The organism is Micromonospora sp. CPCC 205554 (assembly GCF_036902745.1).
GTDB classification, from domain to species: domain Bacteria; phylum Actinomycetota; class Actinomycetes; order Mycobacteriales; family Micromonosporaceae; genus Micromonospora; species Micromonospora tulbaghiae.
This window is the reverse complement of sequence record NZ_JBAKHP010000023.1, coordinates 1-18,851: the sequence shown is the minus strand read 5'-3', so window position 1 is coordinate 18,851 and position 18,851 is coordinate 1. Positions and strand designations below refer to the sequence as shown.

16 protein-coding genes are annotated in these 18,851 nt (G+C 70.8%); 15 read left to right on the top strand and 1 reads right to left on the bottom strand.

The annotated features are described in order from the left end of the window. Nucleotides 1-15: 15 nt before the first annotated feature. From V6U82_RS23675 to V6U82_RS23605, 15 genes are all read left to right on the top strand, one after another. On the top strand, nucleotides 16-3,681 hold the full coding sequence (locus V6U82_RS23675) for a nitrate reductase subunit alpha (protein WP_334464645.1): 3,666 nt from the start codon (nucleotides 16-18) through the stop codon (nucleotides 3,679-3,681). Continuing rightward, a complete protein-coding gene (gene narH / locus V6U82_RS23670) occupies nucleotides 3,681-5,378 on the top strand; it encodes a nitrate reductase subunit beta (protein WP_184975869.1) in 1,698 nt (565 codons plus the stop codon). Before V6U82_RS23675 ends, narH begins: the two co-directional genes overlap by 1 nt. Beyond that, nucleotides 5,375-5,995 carry a nitrate reductase molybdenum cofactor assembly chaperone gene (gene narJ, locus V6U82_RS23665; RefSeq protein ID WP_030268131.1) on the top strand — a complete coding sequence of 207 codons (621 nt, stop codon included), beginning with the start codon at nucleotides 5,375-5,377 and terminating at the stop codon, nucleotides 5,993-5,995. The genes narH and narJ overlap by 4 nt, the downstream gene beginning before the upstream one ends. Next, a complete protein-coding gene (gene narI, locus V6U82_RS23660) occupies nucleotides 5,992-6,753 on the top strand; it encodes a respiratory nitrate reductase subunit gamma (protein WP_135240896.1) in 762 nt (253 codons plus the stop codon). Before narJ ends, narI begins: the two co-directional genes overlap by 4 nt. A gap of 86 nt (nucleotides 6,754-6,839) precedes the next feature. Continuing rightward, nucleotides 6,840-8,033 (top strand): molybdopterin molybdotransferase MoeA, encoded by a 1,194-nt coding sequence (locus V6U82_RS23655; RefSeq protein WP_334464639.1) that lies wholly within the window; start codon nucleotides 6,840-6,842, stop codon nucleotides 8,031-8,033. A gap of 142 nt (nucleotides 8,034-8,175) precedes the next feature. Continuing rightward, entirely contained in the window at nucleotides 8,176-9,402 is a 1,227-nt protein-coding gene (locus V6U82_RS23650) for an MFS transporter (protein ID WP_334464638.1), read from the top strand. A 78-nt stretch (nucleotides 9,403-9,480) separates the two neighbouring features. Next, on the top strand, nucleotides 9,481-9,741 hold the full coding sequence (locus V6U82_RS23645) for a zinc ribbon domain-containing protein (RefSeq protein ID WP_334464636.1): 261 nt from the start codon (nucleotides 9,481-9,483) through the stop codon (nucleotides 9,739-9,741). A 548-nt stretch (nucleotides 9,742-10,289) separates the two neighbouring features. After that, nucleotides 10,290-10,997, top strand: a complete 708-nt coding sequence (locus V6U82_RS23640) for a GntR family transcriptional regulator (RefSeq protein WP_082931043.1) — start codon at nucleotides 10,290-10,292, stop codon at nucleotides 10,995-10,997. Nucleotides 10,998-11,237: 240 nt separating this feature from the next. Next, nucleotides 11,238-12,128, top strand: a complete 891-nt coding sequence (locus tag V6U82_RS23635; RefSeq protein ID WP_043325419.1) for a dihydrodipicolinate synthase family protein — start codon at nucleotides 11,238-11,240, stop codon at nucleotides 12,126-12,128. After that, entirely contained in the window at nucleotides 12,128-13,129 is a 1,002-nt protein-coding gene (locus tag V6U82_RS23630; protein ID WP_128137432.1) for a proline racemase family protein, read from the top strand. Before V6U82_RS23635 ends, V6U82_RS23630 begins: the two co-directional genes overlap by 1 nt. Further along, the gene (locus V6U82_RS23625; protein WP_135240898.1) at nucleotides 13,126-14,532 is read left to right on the top strand and encodes an aldehyde dehydrogenase family protein; all 1,407 of its coding nucleotides are present in this window, start codon (nucleotides 13,126-13,128) and stop codon (nucleotides 14,530-14,532) included. The genes V6U82_RS23630 and V6U82_RS23625 overlap by 4 nt, the downstream gene beginning before the upstream one ends. Next, complete coding sequence (locus tag V6U82_RS23620) at nucleotides 14,529-15,944, top strand: aminopeptidase P family protein (protein ID WP_435125449.1); 1,416 nt, start codon at nucleotides 14,529-14,531, stop codon at nucleotides 15,942-15,944. Before V6U82_RS23625 ends, V6U82_RS23620 begins: the two co-directional genes overlap by 4 nt. Further along, nucleotides 15,941-17,089, top strand: a complete 1,149-nt coding sequence (locus V6U82_RS23615; protein ID WP_334464628.1) for an NAD(P)/FAD-dependent oxidoreductase — start codon at nucleotides 15,941-15,943, stop codon at nucleotides 17,087-17,089. Before V6U82_RS23620 ends, V6U82_RS23615 begins: the two co-directional genes overlap by 4 nt. Further along, the gene (locus tag V6U82_RS23610; protein ID WP_135240900.1) at nucleotides 17,076-17,330 is read left to right on the top strand and encodes a (2Fe-2S)-binding protein; all 255 of its coding nucleotides are present in this window, start codon (nucleotides 17,076-17,078) and stop codon (nucleotides 17,328-17,330) included. The genes V6U82_RS23615 and V6U82_RS23610 overlap by 14 nt, the downstream gene beginning before the upstream one ends. Continuing rightward, nucleotides 17,327-18,712, top strand: a complete 1,386-nt coding sequence (locus V6U82_RS23605) for an FAD-dependent oxidoreductase (RefSeq protein WP_135240901.1) — start codon at nucleotides 17,327-17,329, stop codon at nucleotides 18,710-18,712. The genes V6U82_RS23610 and V6U82_RS23605 overlap by 4 nt, the downstream gene beginning before the upstream one ends. 39 nt (nucleotides 18,713-18,751) lie before the next feature. Here the strand turns inward: V6U82_RS23605 and V6U82_RS23600 are convergent. After that, on the bottom strand, nucleotides 18,752-18,851 hold a 100-nt coding region (locus tag V6U82_RS23600; RefSeq protein ID WP_147252911.1), incomplete at its 5' end, for an L-serine ammonia-lyase, iron-sulfur-dependent, subunit alpha.

Sequence of the window (18,851 nt, the reverse complement as noted above, 5' to 3'; positions counted from 1 at the left end):
GAAGGAATGAGGCGTATGTCGCGAGCCACCGATAGTGCGGGGCGGGCGCTGCTGGCGGTGGGCGGCCTGGTACGCCGGGCCGAGGTCTCCGCCGACGGCCGGACATTGCACCAGATCGGCGGCCGGGAGGCGGACGCCTTCTACCGGGACCGCTGGTCCTACGACAAGGTGGTGCGCTCCACGCACGGAGTGAACTGCACCGGCTCGTGCTCCTGGAAGGTGTACGTCAAGGACGGCATCATCACCTGGGAGCAGCAGCAGACCGACTACCCGAGCGTCGGACCGGACCGGCCTGAGTACGAGCCTCGGGGCTGCCCCCGGGGTGCCGCCTTCTCCTGGTACACCTACTCCCCCACCCGGGTCCGCTACCCGTACGCGCGGGGCGTGCTGGTGGAGATGTACCGGGAGGCCAGAAGCCGCCTCGGTGATCCGGTGGCCGCGTGGGCGGACATCCAGGCCGACCCGGAACGACGCCGCCGCTACCAGAAGGCCCGCGGCAAGGGCGGCCTGGTGCGGATCACCTGGGACGAGGCCCAGGAGATGGTCGCCGCCGCGCACGTGCACGCGATCGCCGAGTACGGCCCGGACCGGGTCGCCGGCTTCTCCCCCATCCCGGCCATGTCGATGGTGTCGCACGCCGTCGGCGCCCGGTTCCTGTCCCTGCTCGGCGGCTCGATGCTGTCGTTCTACGACTGGTACGCCGACCTGCCGGTGGCCTCCCCGCAGGTCTTCGGCGACCAGACCGACGTGCCCGAGTCCGGGGACTGGTGGGACGCCTCCTACTTCGTCATGTGGGGCTCCAACGTCCCGGTGACCCGCACGCCGGACGCACACTGGATGGCCGAGGCGCGCTACCGGGGGCAGAAGGTCGTGGTGGTCAGCCCCGACTTCGCCGACAACGTCAAGTTCGCCGACGAGTGGATGCCCGCCCAACCGGGCACCGACGGCGCCTTGGCGATGGCGATGGGGCACGTCATCCTCAAGGAGTTCTTCGTCGACCAGCGCACCCCGCGCTTCGTCGACTACGTCCGCAGGTTCACCGACCTGCCGTTCCTGGTCACCCTGGAGCCGGGTGCCGACGGGGCGTACCGGCCGGGCAAGTTCCTCACCGCCGACGACCTGGGCGAGACGGACAAGGAGGCGGCCTTCCGGACGGTGCTCTGGGACTCGGCCACCGACGCTCCCGCCGTGCCGCGGGGCAGCCTCGGCCACCGTTGGGGCGAGCAGCAGGGCCAGTGGAACCTGGACCTGGGCGACCTGGAGCCGGCGCTGACCTGCCTCGGGGCGGGCGACGCGGTGGAGGTGGAGCTGCCTCGGTTCGACACCGACACCCCGCAGGCGCTGCGCCGGGGCGTGCCGACCCGCACGGTGCGGGGCCAGTTGGTGACCAGCGTCTTCGACCTGGTGCTGGCCCAGTACGGGGTGGGCCGCGACGGCCTGCCGGGCCAGTGGCCGACCGGGTACGACGACGTCGAGGCGCCGTACACGCCGGCGTGGCAGGAGCCGGTCACCGGGGTGCCGGCGGCGCAGGTGGCCCGGGTGGCGCGGGAGTTCGCCGACAACGCGGACCGCTCCGGCGGACGGTCGATGATCCTGCTCGGCGCCGGCACGAACCACTGGTTCCATTCCGACGCCACCTACCGGGCGATTCTGGCGCTGGTCACCCTCACCGGCTGCCAGGGGGTCAACGGCGGCGGCTGGGCGCACTACGTGGGGCAGGAGAAGTGCCGCCCGGCGACCGGCTGGGCGCAGCTCGCGTTCGGCCTGGACTGGGTCCGCCCGCCCCGGCAGATGATCGGCACCGCCTTCTGGTACGTGCACACCGACCAGTGGCGCTACGACACCTACTCCGCCGACGTGGTCTCCTCCCCCACCGGCACCGGCGCGTTCGCCGGCAAGCACACCATGGACCTGCTGGCCCAGTCGGCCCGCTCGGGGTGGATGCCGTCGATGCCCACCTTCGACCGCAGCCCGCTCGACCTGGCCGACGAGGCCCTCGCCGCCCGGCCGGACGACCCGACGGGCTGGGTGGCCGAGCGGCTCGGCGAGGGCGACGTGAAGTTCGCCTGCACCGACCCGGACGCGCCGGAGAACTGGCCACGGGTGCTGACCGTCTGGCGGGCCAACCTGCTCGGCTCGTCGGCCAAGGGCAACGAGTACTTCCTGCGGCACCTGCTCGGCACCGACGCGAACCTGCGCGCCGAGGAGGCGCCGGAGGAGTTGCGGCCCAAGGACGTGACCTGGCGGGAGGAGGCCCCGGAGGGCAAGCTCGACCTGCTGCTGAGCCTGGACTTCCGGATGACCTCCACGACGCTCTTCTCCGACATCGTGCTGCCCGCCGCCACCTGGTACGAGAAGCACGACCTGAGCAGTACCGACATGCACCCGTTCGTGCACGCCTTCACCCCGGCGATCAACCCGCCGTGGCAGACCCGGACCGACTTCGACGCCTTCCACGGCATCGCGAAGGCGTTCTCCACGCTCGCCGGGCCGCGGCTGGGCGTACGCAAGGACCTGGTCGCGGCGCCGCTGCTGCACGACACCCCGGACGCGATGGCGACCCCGCACGGCCGGGTCCGCGACTGGGCGGCGACCAGGGAGACCCCGGTGCCGGGCCGGACCATGCCGAAACTGGTGGTGGTCGAGAGGGACTACGGCGCGATCGCCGACAAGATGGCCGCGCTCGGGCCGCTGATGGACACCCTCGGCACCACCGGCAAGGGCTTCTCGGTCGACGTGCGGCCGGAGGTCGAGTATCTGCGCCACAAGAACGGTGAGGTGCGCGGCGGCGCCGCGGACGGGCGGCCGTCGCTGGCGAAGGACACGCACGCCTGCGAGGCGATCCTGGCGCTGTCGGGCACCACCAACGGGCGGGTCGCCACCGCGGGCTTCCGGGACGTGGAGAAGCGCACCGGGGTACGCCTGGCGGACCTGGCGGCCGAGCACGAGGGCAAGCAGATCACCTTCGCCGACACCCAGTCCCGCCCGGTGCCGGTGATCACCAGCCCGGAGTGGTCGGGCAGCGAGCACGGCGGCCGGCGCTACTCCCCGTTCACCATCAACACCGAGCGGCTCAAGCCCTGGCACACGCTCACCGGCCGGCAGCACTTCTTCCTCGACCACGACTGGATGCACGAGGCCGGCGAGGCGCTGCCGATCTTCCGGCCGCCGTTGGACATGCACAAGCTCTTCGGCGAACCGAGACTCGGCCGCAACGGGGAGCTGGAGATCACCGTCCGTTACCTCACCCCGCACTCGAAGTGGTCCATCCACTCCGAGTACCAGGACAACCTGATCATGCTCACGCTGTCCCGGGGCGGGCCGACGATGTGGATGAGCGAGGCCGACGCGGCGAAGATCGGCGTCCGGGACAACGAGTGGATCGAGGCGGTCAACCGCAACGGCGTGGTGGTCTGCCGGGCCGTGGTGACGCACAAGATGCCCGAGGGCACGGTCTACATGTACCACGCCCAGGAACGGGTGATCGACGTGCCCAAGTCGGAGACCAACGGCCGGCGCGGCGGCATCCACAACTCGCTGACCCGGCTGCTGGTCAAGCCCACCCACCTCATCGGCGGGTACGCGCAGCTGTCCTTCGCGTTCAACTACCTCGGCCCGACCGGCAACCAACGCGACGAGGTCACCGTGATCCGCCGCCGCTCCCAGGAGGTGCAGTACTGATGCGGGTCATGGCACAGATGGCGATGGTGATGAACCTCGACAAGTGCATCGGCTGCCACACCTGCTCGGTCACCTGCAAGCAGGCGTGGACCAACCGCTCCGGCGTCGAGTACGTCTGGTTCAACAACGTGGAGACCCGCCCCGGGCAGGGCTACCCGCGCACCTACGAGAACCAGGAGCGCTGGCAGGGCGGCTGGGTGCGGACCCGCTCCGGCAAGCTCAAGCCACGCTCCGGTGGCCGGGTGAAGAAGATGTTCAGCATCTTCGCCAACCCGAAGCTGCCGTCCATGCAGGACTACTACGAGCCGTGGACGTACGACTACGAGCACCTGATCAACGCGCCGGCCGGCGAGGACACCCCGGTGGCCCGGCCGAAGTCGCTGCTCACCGGCCAGGATACGAAGATCACCTGGAGCGCCAACTGGGACGACTCGCTCGCCGGCGGCAACGAGATCGCCGCCGGTGACCCGGTGCTGGCGAAGGTCTCCGGCCAGGTGAAGCAGGAGTTCGAGAAGACCTTCATGTTCTTCCTGCCGCGCATCTGCGAGCACTGCCTCAACCCGTCCTGCGCGGCCTCCTGCCCGTCGGGGGCGATCTACAAGCGGGCCGAGGACGGCATCGTGCTGGTCGACCAGGACCGCTGCCGGGGCTGGCGGATGTGCGTGACCGGCTGCCCCTACAAGAAGGTCTACTTCAACCACCGCACCGGCAAGGCCGAGAAGTGCACCTTCTGCTTCCCGCGCATCGAGATCGGCCAGCCCACCATCTGCTCCGAGACCTGCGTGGGGCGGCTGCGCTACCTCGGGCTGATGCTCTACGACGCCGACCGCGTCGCCGAGGCCGCCGCCATCGCCGACGAACACGACCTGTACGACGCGCAGCGGTCGGTCTTCCTCGACCCGCACGACCCGGCCGTGGTCGCCGCCGCCCGCGAGGCCGGCATCCCGGACGACTGGATCGATGCCGCGCAGCGCTCGCCGATCTGGGACCTGATCATGCGCTACGAGGTGGCGCTGCCGCTGCACCCGGAGTACCGGACCATGCCGATGGTCTGGTACATCCCGCCGCTGTCGCCGGTGGCCGACGTGCTGCGCGAGACCGGCCACGACGCGGAGGAGGCCGGCAACCTCTTCGGGGCCATCGACGCGCTGCGGATCCCGGTGGAGTACCTCGCCGAGCTCTTCACCGCCGGCGACCCGGAGCCGGTGCGCGGGGTGCTGAACCGGCTCGCCGCGATGCGCGCCTACCAGCGCCGGATCAACCTGGGCGAGGAGCGCGACGAGTCCATCGCCGCCGCGGTCGGCATGACCGGCGCGGAGATGGACGAGATGTACCGGCTGCTCGCCATCGCCAAGTACGAGCAGCGGTACGTCATCCCCGCCGCGCACGCCGAGGACGCACACCGGCTGGAGAAGATCGCCACCGAGTGCAGCCTCGATTACGAGGGCGGCCCCGGGATGGGCGGCGGCGGCCCGTACGGCCAGGGGCCCTTCGGGGAGTCCTCCGGCACGCCGGTGCCGGTCCAGGTGGAGACCTTCCACATGCTGCGCGACCGGCAGACCGCGGAGGGCTTCACCGACCCGGGCGACGAACCCCGCCGGGTCAACCTGCTCAACTGGGACGGCAAGGGCAGCCCGAAGGGCCTCTTCCCGCCCCGCAGCCGCGAATCCGCACCCGTCGACGGAGGTACCCCGTGAGCCGGCCGACCTGGCGGGCGGTGGCCGCCCGCGCGGCGTCCCTGCTGCTGCGCTATCCCGAAGAGGAGGTCCTCGCAGCGCTGCCCACCGTGCGGGCCGCGCTCGACGGCCTGCCGGCCGAGGTCGCCCGGCCGCTGCGCGAGGTGGTCGCCCACCGGGAAGCCGCCGCGCCGGTCGACCTGCGGACCGCCTACGTGGAGGTGTTCGACTTCCGGCGCCGCTGCTGCCTGCACCTGACGTACTACACCTGCGGCGACACCCGTCGCCGGGGTGAGGCGCTGGTCGACTTCGCCGCCGCGTACAAGGCGGCCGGACTGACCGTCGTCGACGGCGAGCTGCCCGACTTCCTGCCCGCCGTCCTCGACCTGGCCGCCGCCGACGACGAGGGGTGGCGGCTGCTGCGGGAGAACCGCGTCGGCCTCGACCTGCTGGTCGAGGCGCTGGGGCGGGAGAAGTCGATATACCGGCAGGCCGTCGCCGCCGTCCGGGAGATGCTGCCGCCCGCCCAGCCCGGGGACATCGCCGCCGCCGCCCGGCTGGCCCGCACCGGGCCGCCGGTGGAGCAGGTCGGACTCGAACCATTCGGACTGGTCGACACGACTGGAGGACGCCGATGAACATCCTGCTGTGGGTGGTGTACCCGTACCTGTCGATCGCGATCCTCGTCGGCGGCCTGATCTGGCGCCACCGCTACGACAAGTTCGGCTGGACGACCCGATCCTCCCAGCTCTACGAGAGCAGCATCCTGCGGTGGGGCAGCCCACTGTTCCACTTCGGAGTACTGATGGTCCTGATCGGACACATCGGTGGCCTGTTGGTCCCGAAGTCCTGGACCGAGGCGGTCGGCGTCACCGAGCACACCTACCACCTCATGGCCGTGTTCATCGGCACGGTAGCCGGCTTCTGCACCCTGATCGGGCTGGGCATCCTGATCGCCCGCCGCCGGTTGACCGGGCCGGTCTTCGCCGCCACCACCCGCAACGACAAGGCGATGTACGTGGTGCTGGCGGGGGTGATCGTGCTGGGCCTCTGGGCCACGGTGCGGGCCAACGTCGCCGGCCCCGGCTACGACTACCGGGAGACCATCTCCCCGTGGTTCCGGTCGCTGTTCTACCTCCGCCCGGATCCGGGGATCATGGCCGACGTCCCGGTGGGCTTCCAGATCCACATCCTGGCCGCCTTCGCGCTCTTCGCGTTCTGGCCGTTCACCCGCCTCGTCCATGCGTTCAGCGCCCCGGTCGGCTACGCCACCCGACCCTACGTCGTCTACCGCAGCCGGGACGACCGGCCCGGACTGCGGCCGACCCGCCCCGGATGGGAGGGGCCGCCCCGGCTGCCCACCCCGCGCGGCGGTCGGACCCGCTCGCGCCGGTGACCACCGCCGCCTCGACCGCCCGGAGACCGCCACCGGCTGCCTCCGGCGAACGGGCAGCCCGACGTTCCGGCAGGGAGGAACCACCGGTGACCATCGCACCGCACCACACCGACAGTCACCATTCGTCCCGACCCGCGACGGAGTGGGCCGCGGCGCGGGCGCTGGCCCACCGGCTCCCCGCTCCCCTGCCCGCGGAGTCGGTACCGCTGGCCTCCGCCGCCGGCCGGACCCTCGCGGCGCCACTGGTCGCGGCGGTCCCGCTGCCCGGGTTCGACAACTCCGCGATGGACGGATACGCGGTGCGCGGTCCGGGCCCGTGGCGGGTGGTCGGCCGGATCCTGGCCGGTCGCACCCACGCCGTCGCGCCCCTGGTCGAGGGGACCGCCGTAGAGGTGGCCACCGGCGCTCCCGTCCCGGCCCGGGCGGACCGGGTCGTGCCCTACGAGATCGCCGACCGGATCGGTGACGTCCTGCGGGCGGTGCCGGGCGACCGTCGGCACATCCGGAGCGCGGGCGAGTACGCCGCCCGCGGTCAGGAACTGGTGCCGACGGGTTCGCCGGTCACGCCGGCGGTGCTGGGGCTGGCCGCGAGCGTCGGCCTCGACCACCTCACCGTCCGGGCCCGACCCCGGGCCCGCCTGGTGATCAGCGGCGACGAGGTGATCCACGCCGGCCGCCCCCCGTGGGGCAGGGTCCGGGACGCGATCGGCCCGATGCTGACCCCGCTGCTGTCCGCCTGGGGAGCGGACCTCCTGGGTCCTCGGATGGTCGGCGACCAGCCCGACTGGTTCGCCGAGGCGATCGCGGACAGCACGCGAGAAGCAGACGTGACGGTCGTCTGCGGGGCGTCCTCCGTCGGCCCGGCGGACGGGCTGCACGCGTCGCTGCGGCACCTCGGGGCCGTGGCGCACGTGGACGGGGTGCGGTGCCGGCCCGGGCACCCACAGGTCCTGGCCCAGGCCGGGGCCCAGTGGATCGTCGGCCTGCCGGGCAACCCGTACGCGGCGCTGGTCGCCGCGCTCACCCTGATCGACCCGCTGCTCACCGGGCTGGCCGGACGGCCGCCGGCCGATCTGGACACCGCCGTCCTCACCGATCCGTTGCGCCTCGACGAGCGGAACACCCGGATCGTGCCGGTCCGGCGCGGCGCGCGGGGCGTGCGGCTGGTCGACGGGGCGCACCCGGGATACCTGGGCGCGGCGGCGGACGCCGACGCGCTGGCCGTGGTGCCGCCCGGTTGGCGTCCCGGCACCCCGGTCGGTCTGCTCACCCTGCCGTGACAGGTGGGGACGTCCTCCTGGCCGGGTCTTCCGGCCCTGCCGGGGTGGGTTGGCTCGAGCGAGGCTCGTACCGGTGAAGCGGACCGCCGCATTCCCCTTTGACGCCGCGACAGCAGCACGACAATCCTGACGGAGTTGAACGATGACCAGCATCCGTGACCAAGCCGGGTCCACCGCCCCGGTCGGGCGTCCCGAGGCCACCTCCGGCGCCGCCCTCCAGCTAGCCGTGGCCACCCTCGGTTTCCTGGTGAACTTCTGGGCATGGGCCCTGCTCGGTCCGCTGGGCCCCGGCATCAAGGAACGGCTGGGGCTCGGCTTCGCCGCGCAGTCCCTGCTCGTCGCGGTGCCGGTGATCGTGGGCTCGCTGGGCCGCATCCCGGTCGGCGCGCTCACCGACCGGTACGGGGCCCGGGTAGTCTTCCCGCTGGTCACCGTCGTCACCATCGTGCCGGTGCTGACCCTCACCACGGTCTCCTCCTACCCGGCGCTGATCGTGACCGGCTTCTTCCTCGGCATCGGCGGCACCGCCTTCGCCGTCGGCGTCCCGCTGGTGTCCGGCTGGTATCCGCCGGCCCGGCGCGGCTTCGCCATCGGCGTGTTCGGTGTCGGCATGGGTGGCACGGCGATCGCCAACTTCACCACCGTCCGGCTGGCCGACACCTACGGGGAGCGGGCCCCGTTTCTGCTGGTCGCGGCGATCCTGGCGGCGTACGCGGTGCTGTCGTTCTTGCTGCTGCGCGACGCGCCGGCCCCGGCCCGGCCCACCGGGTCGGCCTGGCAGCGGCTCGCCGGCGTCGCCCGGCTGACCGTCACCTGGCAGCTGTGCTTCCTGTACGCGGTCGGGTTCGGCGGGTTCGTGGCCTTCAGCGTGTACCTGCCGGCGTACCTGCGCACCGCCTACGGGCTCGATGCCGCGGACGGTGCGCTGCGGACCGCCGGGTTCGTCGTGCTCGCCGTGCTGGCCCGCCCGGCGGGCGGCTGGCTCTCCGACCGGCTGCACCCCGTGCCGGTGCTGGTGTGGTGCTTCGCCGGGGTGGCCGGGTTCGCCGTCGTGCAGGCCTTCCAGCCGGCCCTGATGCCGGTCGCCACGGTCGCGCTGCTCGGCATGGCGGTGCTGCTCGGCGCAGCCAGCGGCGCGGTGTTCGCCTTGGTCGGCAAGGTCGCCCCCGCCGACCAGGTGGGCGCGGTCACCGGGCTGGTCGGGGCCGCCGGCGGGCTCGGCGGGTTCGTGCCACCTCTGGTCATGGGCTGGGTGTACGGGTCGCAGGGCTCCTACGCCATCGGGCTGATGCTGCTCTCCGACGTGGCGCTGGCCGCCGCGGTGTTCACCGCGGTAAAGATGGGAGGCCTGGCCCGCCGCGCCGGTTGACGGTCTCGGTGCGGGCTGACCGGTGCCGGGTCTGGCCACTGACCGCTTCGTCAGGGCCGGGTCCGTCGAATGAACGGTGTGACCCGGGTCGTCGACGACGTGGCCATGGCCCACACCGGCATCATGGCTGGAACCCGCAACCCGTACGTCTTCCGCGGCCTCATCTACTGCGCCGCCTGCGACCGTCGCCTGCAGGGCCAGTACAACCACGGCGACGCCTACTACCGCTGCCGCCTCCCGCAGGAGTACGCCCTCGCCAACCAGATCCCCCATCCCCGCAACCACATCGGCGGACAACCCTTGCGTAACGGCTTCCAATGGGCCGACCTGACCAGCTGATCCCGATCGCCCTCACCACGCCGACGCTGTCGGTCGATGCACTGGAGCGTGCGGTCGCGGGCATCGGCTCCGCCGCGGCCCGCGCCGTCAGCCGGACGGAGACGGCGTGGCGGCCTCCGAAGCAGGGCGAGTTCCCGGCCATTTCGTCCGGGAACTGGCCGGTCTGCGCGGACGAGCCCGAGGGCGAGGTCGGCCAGCAGGTCCCGCCTGCGACGGCCTCCTGGTCATGTCTGCTGGGCCGGGCGCGGGGTACGACCAGAGCCGGCCCGCCTCGGTTCAGGCCGCCACAGCCAGAAGCGAAACTGAGCCGTTCCCACTCCCGGCCCCGCGGGCACGGCAAGCCCGAGGGGGACGCCAGCAGGCTGCGACCCACCGGCCGCCGCCCGGTAGATGTCGAGACGATACCCACTGGGTAGGCTCCGAGATCGGCGCGGTGGTTGACAGTGGCACTGAGGGACAGGGCCGCCGTCAGCAGGGATGAAGGGCGGGCCCCCGGGGGGCGGCCTTGTTCTCAGGGTTGGCTCGACGGGACCGGAGCGGATGCAACTGTGAAAGGCAACCAGCGGACTGGCGATGCGAGCGCTGCCGCATCCACGCTGGACCTGAACCCGCTTCAGAGTCGGCAGAGCCTACGCGAGGACGTAGCGCACGCCCTGCGCGCGGCTATCGTGGCTGGCAGCTTGAGGCCGGATTCGACCTACTCCGTCCCGATGCTTGCCGGACGCTTCGGCGTCTCGCCCACGCCGGTTCGCGAAGCGATCCTCGACCTGGCCAAGGAGGGCTTGGTCTCGATCGTCAAGAACAAGGGGTTCCGCGTCAAGGCCCTCAGTGAGCGGGATCTGGACGAAATCACTCAGATTCGGGAGCTTCTCGAGATTCCGGTGGTGGCCGACCAGACAGGCAGACTGTCGGAACCGCAGGTGCGGGAACTGCGGAGGTTGGCGGACAACATCGTTTCTGCTGCCGGACGTGGGGACCTGGTGGCGTACATCGAATCGGACAACGCCTTCCACCTGACACTGTTGCGTGCCGCCGGGAATCAACGGCTGGTCGAGACGGTTGCCGACCTGCGCAATCACACCCGTTTGTACGGCCTCGACGCGCTGGTGGAGAGTGGAGGGCTGGTCGATTCCGCGAACGAGCATCTCGAGTTGATCGAGCTCATCGCCGGGGGTGACCGTGAGGCCGTGGTCGGCCTGATGCGGCACCACTTGCGGCACGTCCGAGGCATCTGGGCGGCCCGTCGTGAAGACTAGGACCAACGTGCTCTGTTAGCACGTCCGCCATGCCGTGCTGCCGCCCCCGACCGCCAGCATGGCACCTCGGGCCACACCTACTGTGCTCGCCGGCAGCAGCCGGCCCGCCATCCCATGCGGTCACGCCCTCCGCACGTCATCGACTGACCTCGAACGTGCCAGGGGCGGGCCGATTGCACCTCTTGACGGGGCGGGCGCAGCCACTATGGTGCTGTGTAACATATTACTGATGGAGGCCGCATGGAAATGGCGCCGTGGCGTGGGGTTCTCGTAGCGACCGCTCTACCGTTCCACGCCGACCAGGGCATCGATTTCGATGCTTACGCTGCACATGTCGGGTGGCTCGCTGACAACGGCTGCCATGGCGTTGTCCCCAACGGTTCCCTCGGTGAATACCAGGCGCTCAGCAGCGAGGAACGGGCTTCGGTGGTGCGAACGGCGGTGCAAGCCGCCCCTGATGGGTTCGCCGTCGTACCAGGCGTCTCGGCCTACGGTGCCGACGAGGCACGGCGCTGGACCGAGCAGGCTGCGGAGGAAGGCTGCCCGGCCGTCATGTTGCTGCCACCGACGACGTACCGCGCTGACGAGGCAGCAGTGCTGGCCCACTACCGCGAGGTGGCGAAGGCAGGTCTACCGATTGTCGCCTACAACAATCCGATGGACACGAGGGTGGACCTGACACCCGACCTGCTGCGGCGTCTACACGACGAAGGTTTGATCGTCGCGGTCAAGGAGTTCAGCGGCGACGCCCGCCGGGCGTACCAGATCGCCGAGACGGCGCCTGGTCTCGACATCCTCGCCGGCGCGGACGACGTCGCGCTCGAATTCCTGATCGCGGGCGCGGTGGGGTGGATTGGCGGTTACCAGAACGCCATTCCGGCGAGCTGCGTTCGTCTTTACGAGGCCGCGACGGCGGGTGATCTCAGGACGGCCGTCCTCCTCTACCGGGCACTGCATCCGCTGCTCCGCTGGGATTCGCGCACTGAGTTCGTTCAGGCGATCAAGCTTTCCATGGATGTCGCCGGTCGTCCCGGTGGCTTCACGCGCCAGCCGCGCCAGCCACTGGCCCCCGCCGACGCCGAGGTCATCCGTGCCACGACCGAACGGCTGCTCGCGGCAGGGCACCGCTGATGCGCAGCAGCCGCGTCATTCACGTCGTCGACTCCCACACGGAGGGAATGCCCACCCGGGTGGTGACCGGAGGCGCGCCGCTCCTGCCGGGCGACACCATGGCGCAACGTCGGGAGTACCTGACGAACCACCGCGATGACCTGCGCACGTTTCTGATGTACGAGCCGCGCGGGCACTCCGCCATGTCAGGTGCGATCCTCCAGCCGCCCACCCGCCCGGACGCCGATGTCGGTGTGGTCTTCATCGAGGTGTCGGGGTGCCTGCCGATGTGCGGACACGGTGCGATCGGTGTGGCCACCGTACTGGCGGAGACCGGGATGGTGCCGGTCACCGAGCCGGTGACCACGATCCGCCTCGATACGCCGGCCGGACTGGTGGTGGCGTCTGCCAAGATCGAGCAGGGCCGCGCCACCGCTGTCACCATCCAGAACGTTCCTTCCTTCCTGGTGGAACAGGACGCCCTGGTCGAGATTCCCGGCTACGGCCACGTCCGTTACGACCTCGCGTTCGGCGGCAACTTCTATGCGATCGTCGACCTGCCGGAGCTGGGCCTGCGACTGGATCGCACGGACAAACAACGGCTGCTGGAGGTGGGTCTCAGTGTCATGAGAGGCGTGAACGACACCGCTCGGCCCGTGCACCCCGAGCAGCCGCACATCTCCGGATGCCACCACGTCTACCTGGCTGCGGAAGGGGCGACCGCCCGGTTGTCACGCCACGCCATGGCCATCCATCCCGGCTGGTTCGACCGATCCCCTTGTGGAACCGGCACGTCGGCGAGGATGGCACAGCTGCACGCCCGCGGGTTGCTCCCCCTCGGACAGGAATTCGTCAACGAATCCATAATCGGCAGCCGGTTTTCCGGTCGGCTGGTCAATACGACCACCGTCGCCGGTCGGCCCGCGGTGGTGCCGACAGTCACCGGGCGGGCGTGGCTTACCGGTACCGCCCAGTTCTTCCTCGACCCCGAGGACCCTTTCCCGGCGGGATTCATGTTGTGAGCCCCATTCAGAGCCGTTCTCCTCAGAAGCCGGACGATGTCGTCGCGGAGCGTACCCCGGTCACTCCTGATGGTGTGCGAAAGCTCGCCGATTCGGTCCGTGTCGCGCAGGACGCCTGGCGTCGTCGGGAGCCGTCCGGCCGCGCCGCGGCCCTGAGCGGGGCGGCGGACCGGCTGCGGGCTCGGGCCGGCGAAGCGGCTGCCCTGATCGTCCGTGAAGTGGGCAAGCCGGTCGTGGAGGCGAACGCCGAGGTCAGCCGGGCCGCTGCGATCCTCGACTACTACGCCCAGTCCTGCTTCGCGGCGATCGGCGACCTGCTGGCGCCGACGCTGCCGGCGAATCAGCCGGGACTGCTGTTCACCGAACGCCGGCCGCGGGGCGTGGCTGGTCTGATCACGCCGTGGAACTTTCCACTGGCCATCCCCCTGTGGAAGGCTGCACCGGCCCTCGCCACTGGTAACGGAGTGCTGCTCAAGCCGTCACCCGAGGCGCTGGCTTGCGGCGAGTTGCTGGCGGGCCTGTTCGACGGGCTGCTGCCCGACGATCTGCTCCATGTGGTGCCGGGAGGTGCGGACACCGGACAGGCCGTCGTCGAAGCGGCTGACGTCGTGTCCTTCACCGGCTCCGCGACGGTCGGCAGGGGTGTCGCCGCCGCCGCCGTTCGCGCCGGGCTGCCGGTTCAGGCGGAGATGGGCGGACAGAACGCCGCGGTCGTGCTGCCGGACGCCGACCCTGCCACCACTGCCACGATGCTGGCAGGTGCCGCCATGGGATATGCGGGCCAGAAGTGCACCGCGACCCGGCGAATCATCGTGGTGGGCGATGCCACCGCGCTCACCGAAGCCCTGGTGGCCGCGGTGGCGGGGCTACGCGTCGGCGACCCGGCCGATGCCGGCGTCGCAGTCGGTCCCGTCATCACCGACGCCGCGCGCCGCCGGGTTCTCGACGGCGTCGCGGCAGCCCGCGCGGCAGGAGGCCGGGTTCTCACTCGTCTCGCGTCCCCGGCTGACGGCCTCTATGTGGCGCCGGTGCTGCTCGATTCGGTCGACCCCGGCCATCCGGTCGCGTGCGAGGAGACGTTCGGCCCGCTGGCCAGCATCTTCACCGTGCCGGACCTGGCCGCCGCGGCCGCACTGGTCAACCACGTTCGGTACGGGCTGGTGACGTCCGTCCACGGCCGCGACATCGGCCGGTTGTTCGAGGTGGTCCGGGCCATCGACACCGGCCTCATCCGGGTCAACACGCCCACTACCGGAGTCGATTTCCACGCGCCGTTCGGCGGTGAGAAGGCGTCCAGCCAGGGCCCTCGAGAACAGGGCACAGCCGCACTGGACTTCTACACCTCGTTACGCACCATCACCCTCTGCACTCCCCCACCCAGCCCCGCCGAGGAGGCCGCATGAAACGGGTCGACCTGCACACCGGTAGTCACGATCTGCCGGTCAGCCCCGCGCTGGAGGAGTTCATGCTCTCCGGGTGGGCGGACAGCGAGCGGCACGTCACACAGGTCGACGAGGTCGCCGGCTGGGCGGCGGCACGCCGGAGACAGCTGCACGGCCGTTTCTCCGGGGAACGGCTCGTCGTCCCGGCCGGAAGCTTCAAGAGGCGTTCGAACGACCAGCACTATCGGTTCCGCCCGCATTCTGCCTATGTCTGGCTGACCGGCGACCAGTCCTCAGACGGAGTCCTGGTCATCGAGCCGGACGGTGAGGAGGTGCTCTTTCTTCGCCCTCGATCCGACCGGAGCACGCCCGAGTTCTTCCGTGACCGGATGTATGGGGAACTGTGGGCCGGACGCCGGCCCACCTTGGGAGAGAGCCGTCGGCGGCTGGCCGTGACGACCCGTCATCTGGCCGAGCTGGAGTCGGTCCTGTCCGGACGGGGCGTTCCGACCCGCGTGCTGCGTGGAGTCGACGTGCACGTGGATGGCCTGACGGCCGACGCCGCGGGACCGGGCGACCTGGAATTCGCCGCGGTACTGGATGAGATGCGGCTGGTCAAGGACGACTGGGAGATCGGCCAGCTGGAAGAGGCGGTAGCCATCACCACCCGCGGTTTCGAGGACATGGTGCGTGCCTTGCCGATGGCGAAGCGTACGTCCGAGCGTTACCTGGAGGGGGTGTTCTGGCAGCGGGCCCGCCTGGAGGGCAACGACGTCGGATACCACTCGATCGTGGCCGCCGGTGCGCACGCCGCCACCTTGCACTGGATCGACAACGACGGCGCGGTCCGCGACGGGGACCTGCTGCTGCTCGACGCCGGCGCCGAGACGAGGTCGCTCTACACGGCAGACATCACTCGTGTTCTACCGGTGTCCGGCCGGTTCAGTCCGCTGCAACGCGATCTCTACGAGTTGTGCCTGAAGGCGAACGACGCAGCTCTGGACTGCCTCAAGCCGGGCGCCGACTGGCGTGCGTTCCATCGGGCGGCGATGACCGTGCTGGCGTACGGCCTCGCCGACCTGGGCGTGCTGCCCGTGCCGCCGGAACGCGCCTTGACCGAGAAGTCCGGGCTCTACCGGCGGTGGACGCTGTGCGGGTCAGGCCACATGCTCGGTCTGGACGTCCACGACTGCGCGGCTGCCCGCGCTGACAGCTACCTGCACGGACGGCTGGCCGCCGGCCAGGTGCTCACTGTCGAGCCCGGCCTCTACTTCCAGCCTGACGACGAGTTGGTTCCGGCTGAGCTGCGCGGAATCGGGATTCGGATCGAGGAGGACGTCCTCGTCACCGACAACGGCTGTCGAGTCCTCTCCTCCGGGCTACCTCGACGCCCCGACGAGATCGAGGCGTGGATGCACCGGGTGGCGTCGTGATCGACGCCGGCGCGGACGTGGTGGTGATAGGCGCCGGGATGACCGGTGCCGCCTGCGCCTACTACGCCGCACGGGCCGGCCTGACGGTGACAGTGGTGGACCGGGCCGGCGTCGCGTCCGGCACAACCGGGGCCGGCGAAGGCAACATCCTCCTGTCCGACAAATCACCCGGCCCGGAACTCAGCCTGGCGCTTCATTCCGTCGCCCTGTGGCGCGAACTGGGCGAGACCATGGGCGATGCGCAGATCGAACTGGAACGTAAGGGCGGACTGGTGGTGGCGGCCTCGGCGTCAGAGCACGACACACTGTCGGCGTTCGCGGACCGTCAGCGTGCTGCGGGCGTCGAGGCGCACGCCGTCGCCTCGCACGAGTTGCCCGGCTACGAGCCGCACCTGTCCCCCCATCTCGTCGGTGCGGTGCACTATCCCCAGGACATGCAGGTCCAGCCCATGCTCGCCGCCGCGCACCTGCTCCGTGCGGCCCGGGCAACGGTACTGACCGGCACCTGCGTCGTCGGCCTGCTCCGGGACGGCACCGGGGGGATCCGAGCTGTGCGGACTGATCATGGCCTGCTGTCAACGACCAGGGTGGTGAACGCCGCCGGCGTATGGGCTGGCAGAGTCGCCGCGTTGGCGGGCGTCGAGCTGCCGATCCTGCCTCGACGTGGCTTCGTCCTGGTCACCCAGCCGCTGCCAGAGCTCGTGCGGCACAAGGTCTACGCCGCCGGTTACGTTGCGAACGTCGAGCGCAGCACCGCTGGGCTGGAGATCTCCCCGGTGGTGGAGGGGACTCGCGTCGGCACGATCCTGATCGGGTCCAGCCGGGAGCATGTCGGCTTCGACCCGGCGATGTCTCTGCCGGCACTGCGAGGGCTCGCAGCGGCTGCGATACGTCTGTTCCCGATCCTGGCCGGCGTCTCCGCGATCCGCGCCTACCGGGGTTTCCGGCCGTACAGTCCGGACCACCTGCCGATCATCGGCGCGGACAAGAACGTGCCAGGGCTCTACCATGCCACCGGCCACGAGGGCGCCGGTATCGGCCTCGCCCCGGCGACCGGGCACGCCATCGCCGCACTGCTGACCGACCGCCGGCCGCACGTGGATCTACGACCGTTCGCACCGGAGCGTCACCATGTTCACCTTTGACGGCCGCCGGATCCCTCACGACGGGCGGCAGAGCGTAGCCGCGGCCCTTCTGGCCGCCGGGATCCGATCCTGGCGGAGCACACGCGTCGAAGGGCGCCCCCGGGGGGTCTTCTGCGGCATCGGCGTGTGCTTCGACTGTCTCGTCACGGTCAACGGTGTGCCGTCGCAGCGGGCCTGTCTGGTGGTCGCCCGCAGCGGTGACGTGATCGAACCTCAGGACGAGCGGCGGGAGGGAACATGAGCACGTACGACCTGGTGGTGATCGGTGCAGGACCGGCCGGTCTGGGCGCGGCGGTCACGGCGGCCGATGCCGGCTGCCGGGTGGCCGTCCTGGATGCCGGGCCGCGTCCCGGCGGACAGTACTGGCGGCACCGACCCGGTGCGGACGCCCACGGCCACACGGACTGGGCGGTGTTCGCCGGTCTGCGCGCACGGTTCGACCAGCTCGATCACCATCCGGACGCGGCAGTGTGGTTCGTCGAGTCTCGCCCCGACGACGTCGGTCCGCAGTTCGCCGTCCACACGCACTCCACGGTCGTGTACGGCCGGCGACTCGTCATCGCCACCGGAGCGCATGACCGGGTTGTCCCTTTCCCAGGTTGGGATCTGCCGGGGGTGGTCACCGCCGGTGGAGCTCAGGCCCTGCTGAAGGGTCAAGGGGTGGTGTTCGCGCGCCGCGTCGTCGTCGGGGGTACCGGACCGTTTCTGTTGCCGGTCGCGACCGGCTTGGCCGACGCCGGCGCCACGGTGGTCGGCGTGTACGAGGCGAACGACCCTGTCCGGTATGCACGGCACGTCGGTGCGGTTCTCGGCGCAGCGAGCAAGTTGACCGAGGCAGGCCGGTACGGGTGGCGGATGCTGCGTCGCCGGGTGCCGTATCGGCGGCGTACGGCTGTGGTGGCCGCGCACGGCGACGATCAGCTCGCCGGGGTGACGGTGGCGGCGATCAGCCCGCTGGGCTCGGTGGTGCCCGGCAGCGAGAGACACGTCGGCTGCGACGGTCTCGCCGTCGGCTTCGGTTTCACCCCGCAGGTGGAGGTGGCTGTCGCCCTGGGATGCGAGACATTCATGGACCGCGACGGCAGTCTCGTGGTGAGGATCGGGCCTGATCAAGCGACCTCGGTACCGGGCGTGTATGCAGCGGGCGAGGTGACCGGCGTCGGCGGGGCGAAGCTGGCGCTCGTGGAGGGGCACCTCGCCGGGGACGCGGTCGCCCGGTCTCTCGGTCGCGCGAGGTCACTGCGTGCGGGTGAGCGCAGTAGGCTGCTGCGGATCCGGCGTCGGCTGCGTCGTTTCGCGGCCGCTCTGCATGCGGTTCATCCCGTGCCGGCGTTCTGGCCCGACCTGTGTGACGACCAGACACTCGTCTGCCGGTGCGAGGAGGTGTCGGCAGGCGCTGTTCGGCAGGCGGTGCGTGAACTGTCCGCGGGCGATGCCCGGGGCACGAAGCTGTTGACCCGCGCCGGCATGGGCTGGTGCCAGGGGCGAACATGTGGTTACGCCACAGCATGCCTCACCGCCCGAGAATCGGCCCGGCCGGTGAGTTCGGTGGATCTTCAGGGACATGCGTCTCGTACGCTGATGCAGCCGATCATGCTTGCCGACCTCGCCGGCGACGACTGATCTCGCGCACGACGAATCACGGCCGGCGCGGAGGTGCCCTCAGCATTCGATGACGTTGACGGCGAGCCCGCCCCGTGCGGTCTCCTTGTACTTGACCTTCATGTCCGCGCCGGTCTCCCGCATGGTCTTGATGACCTTG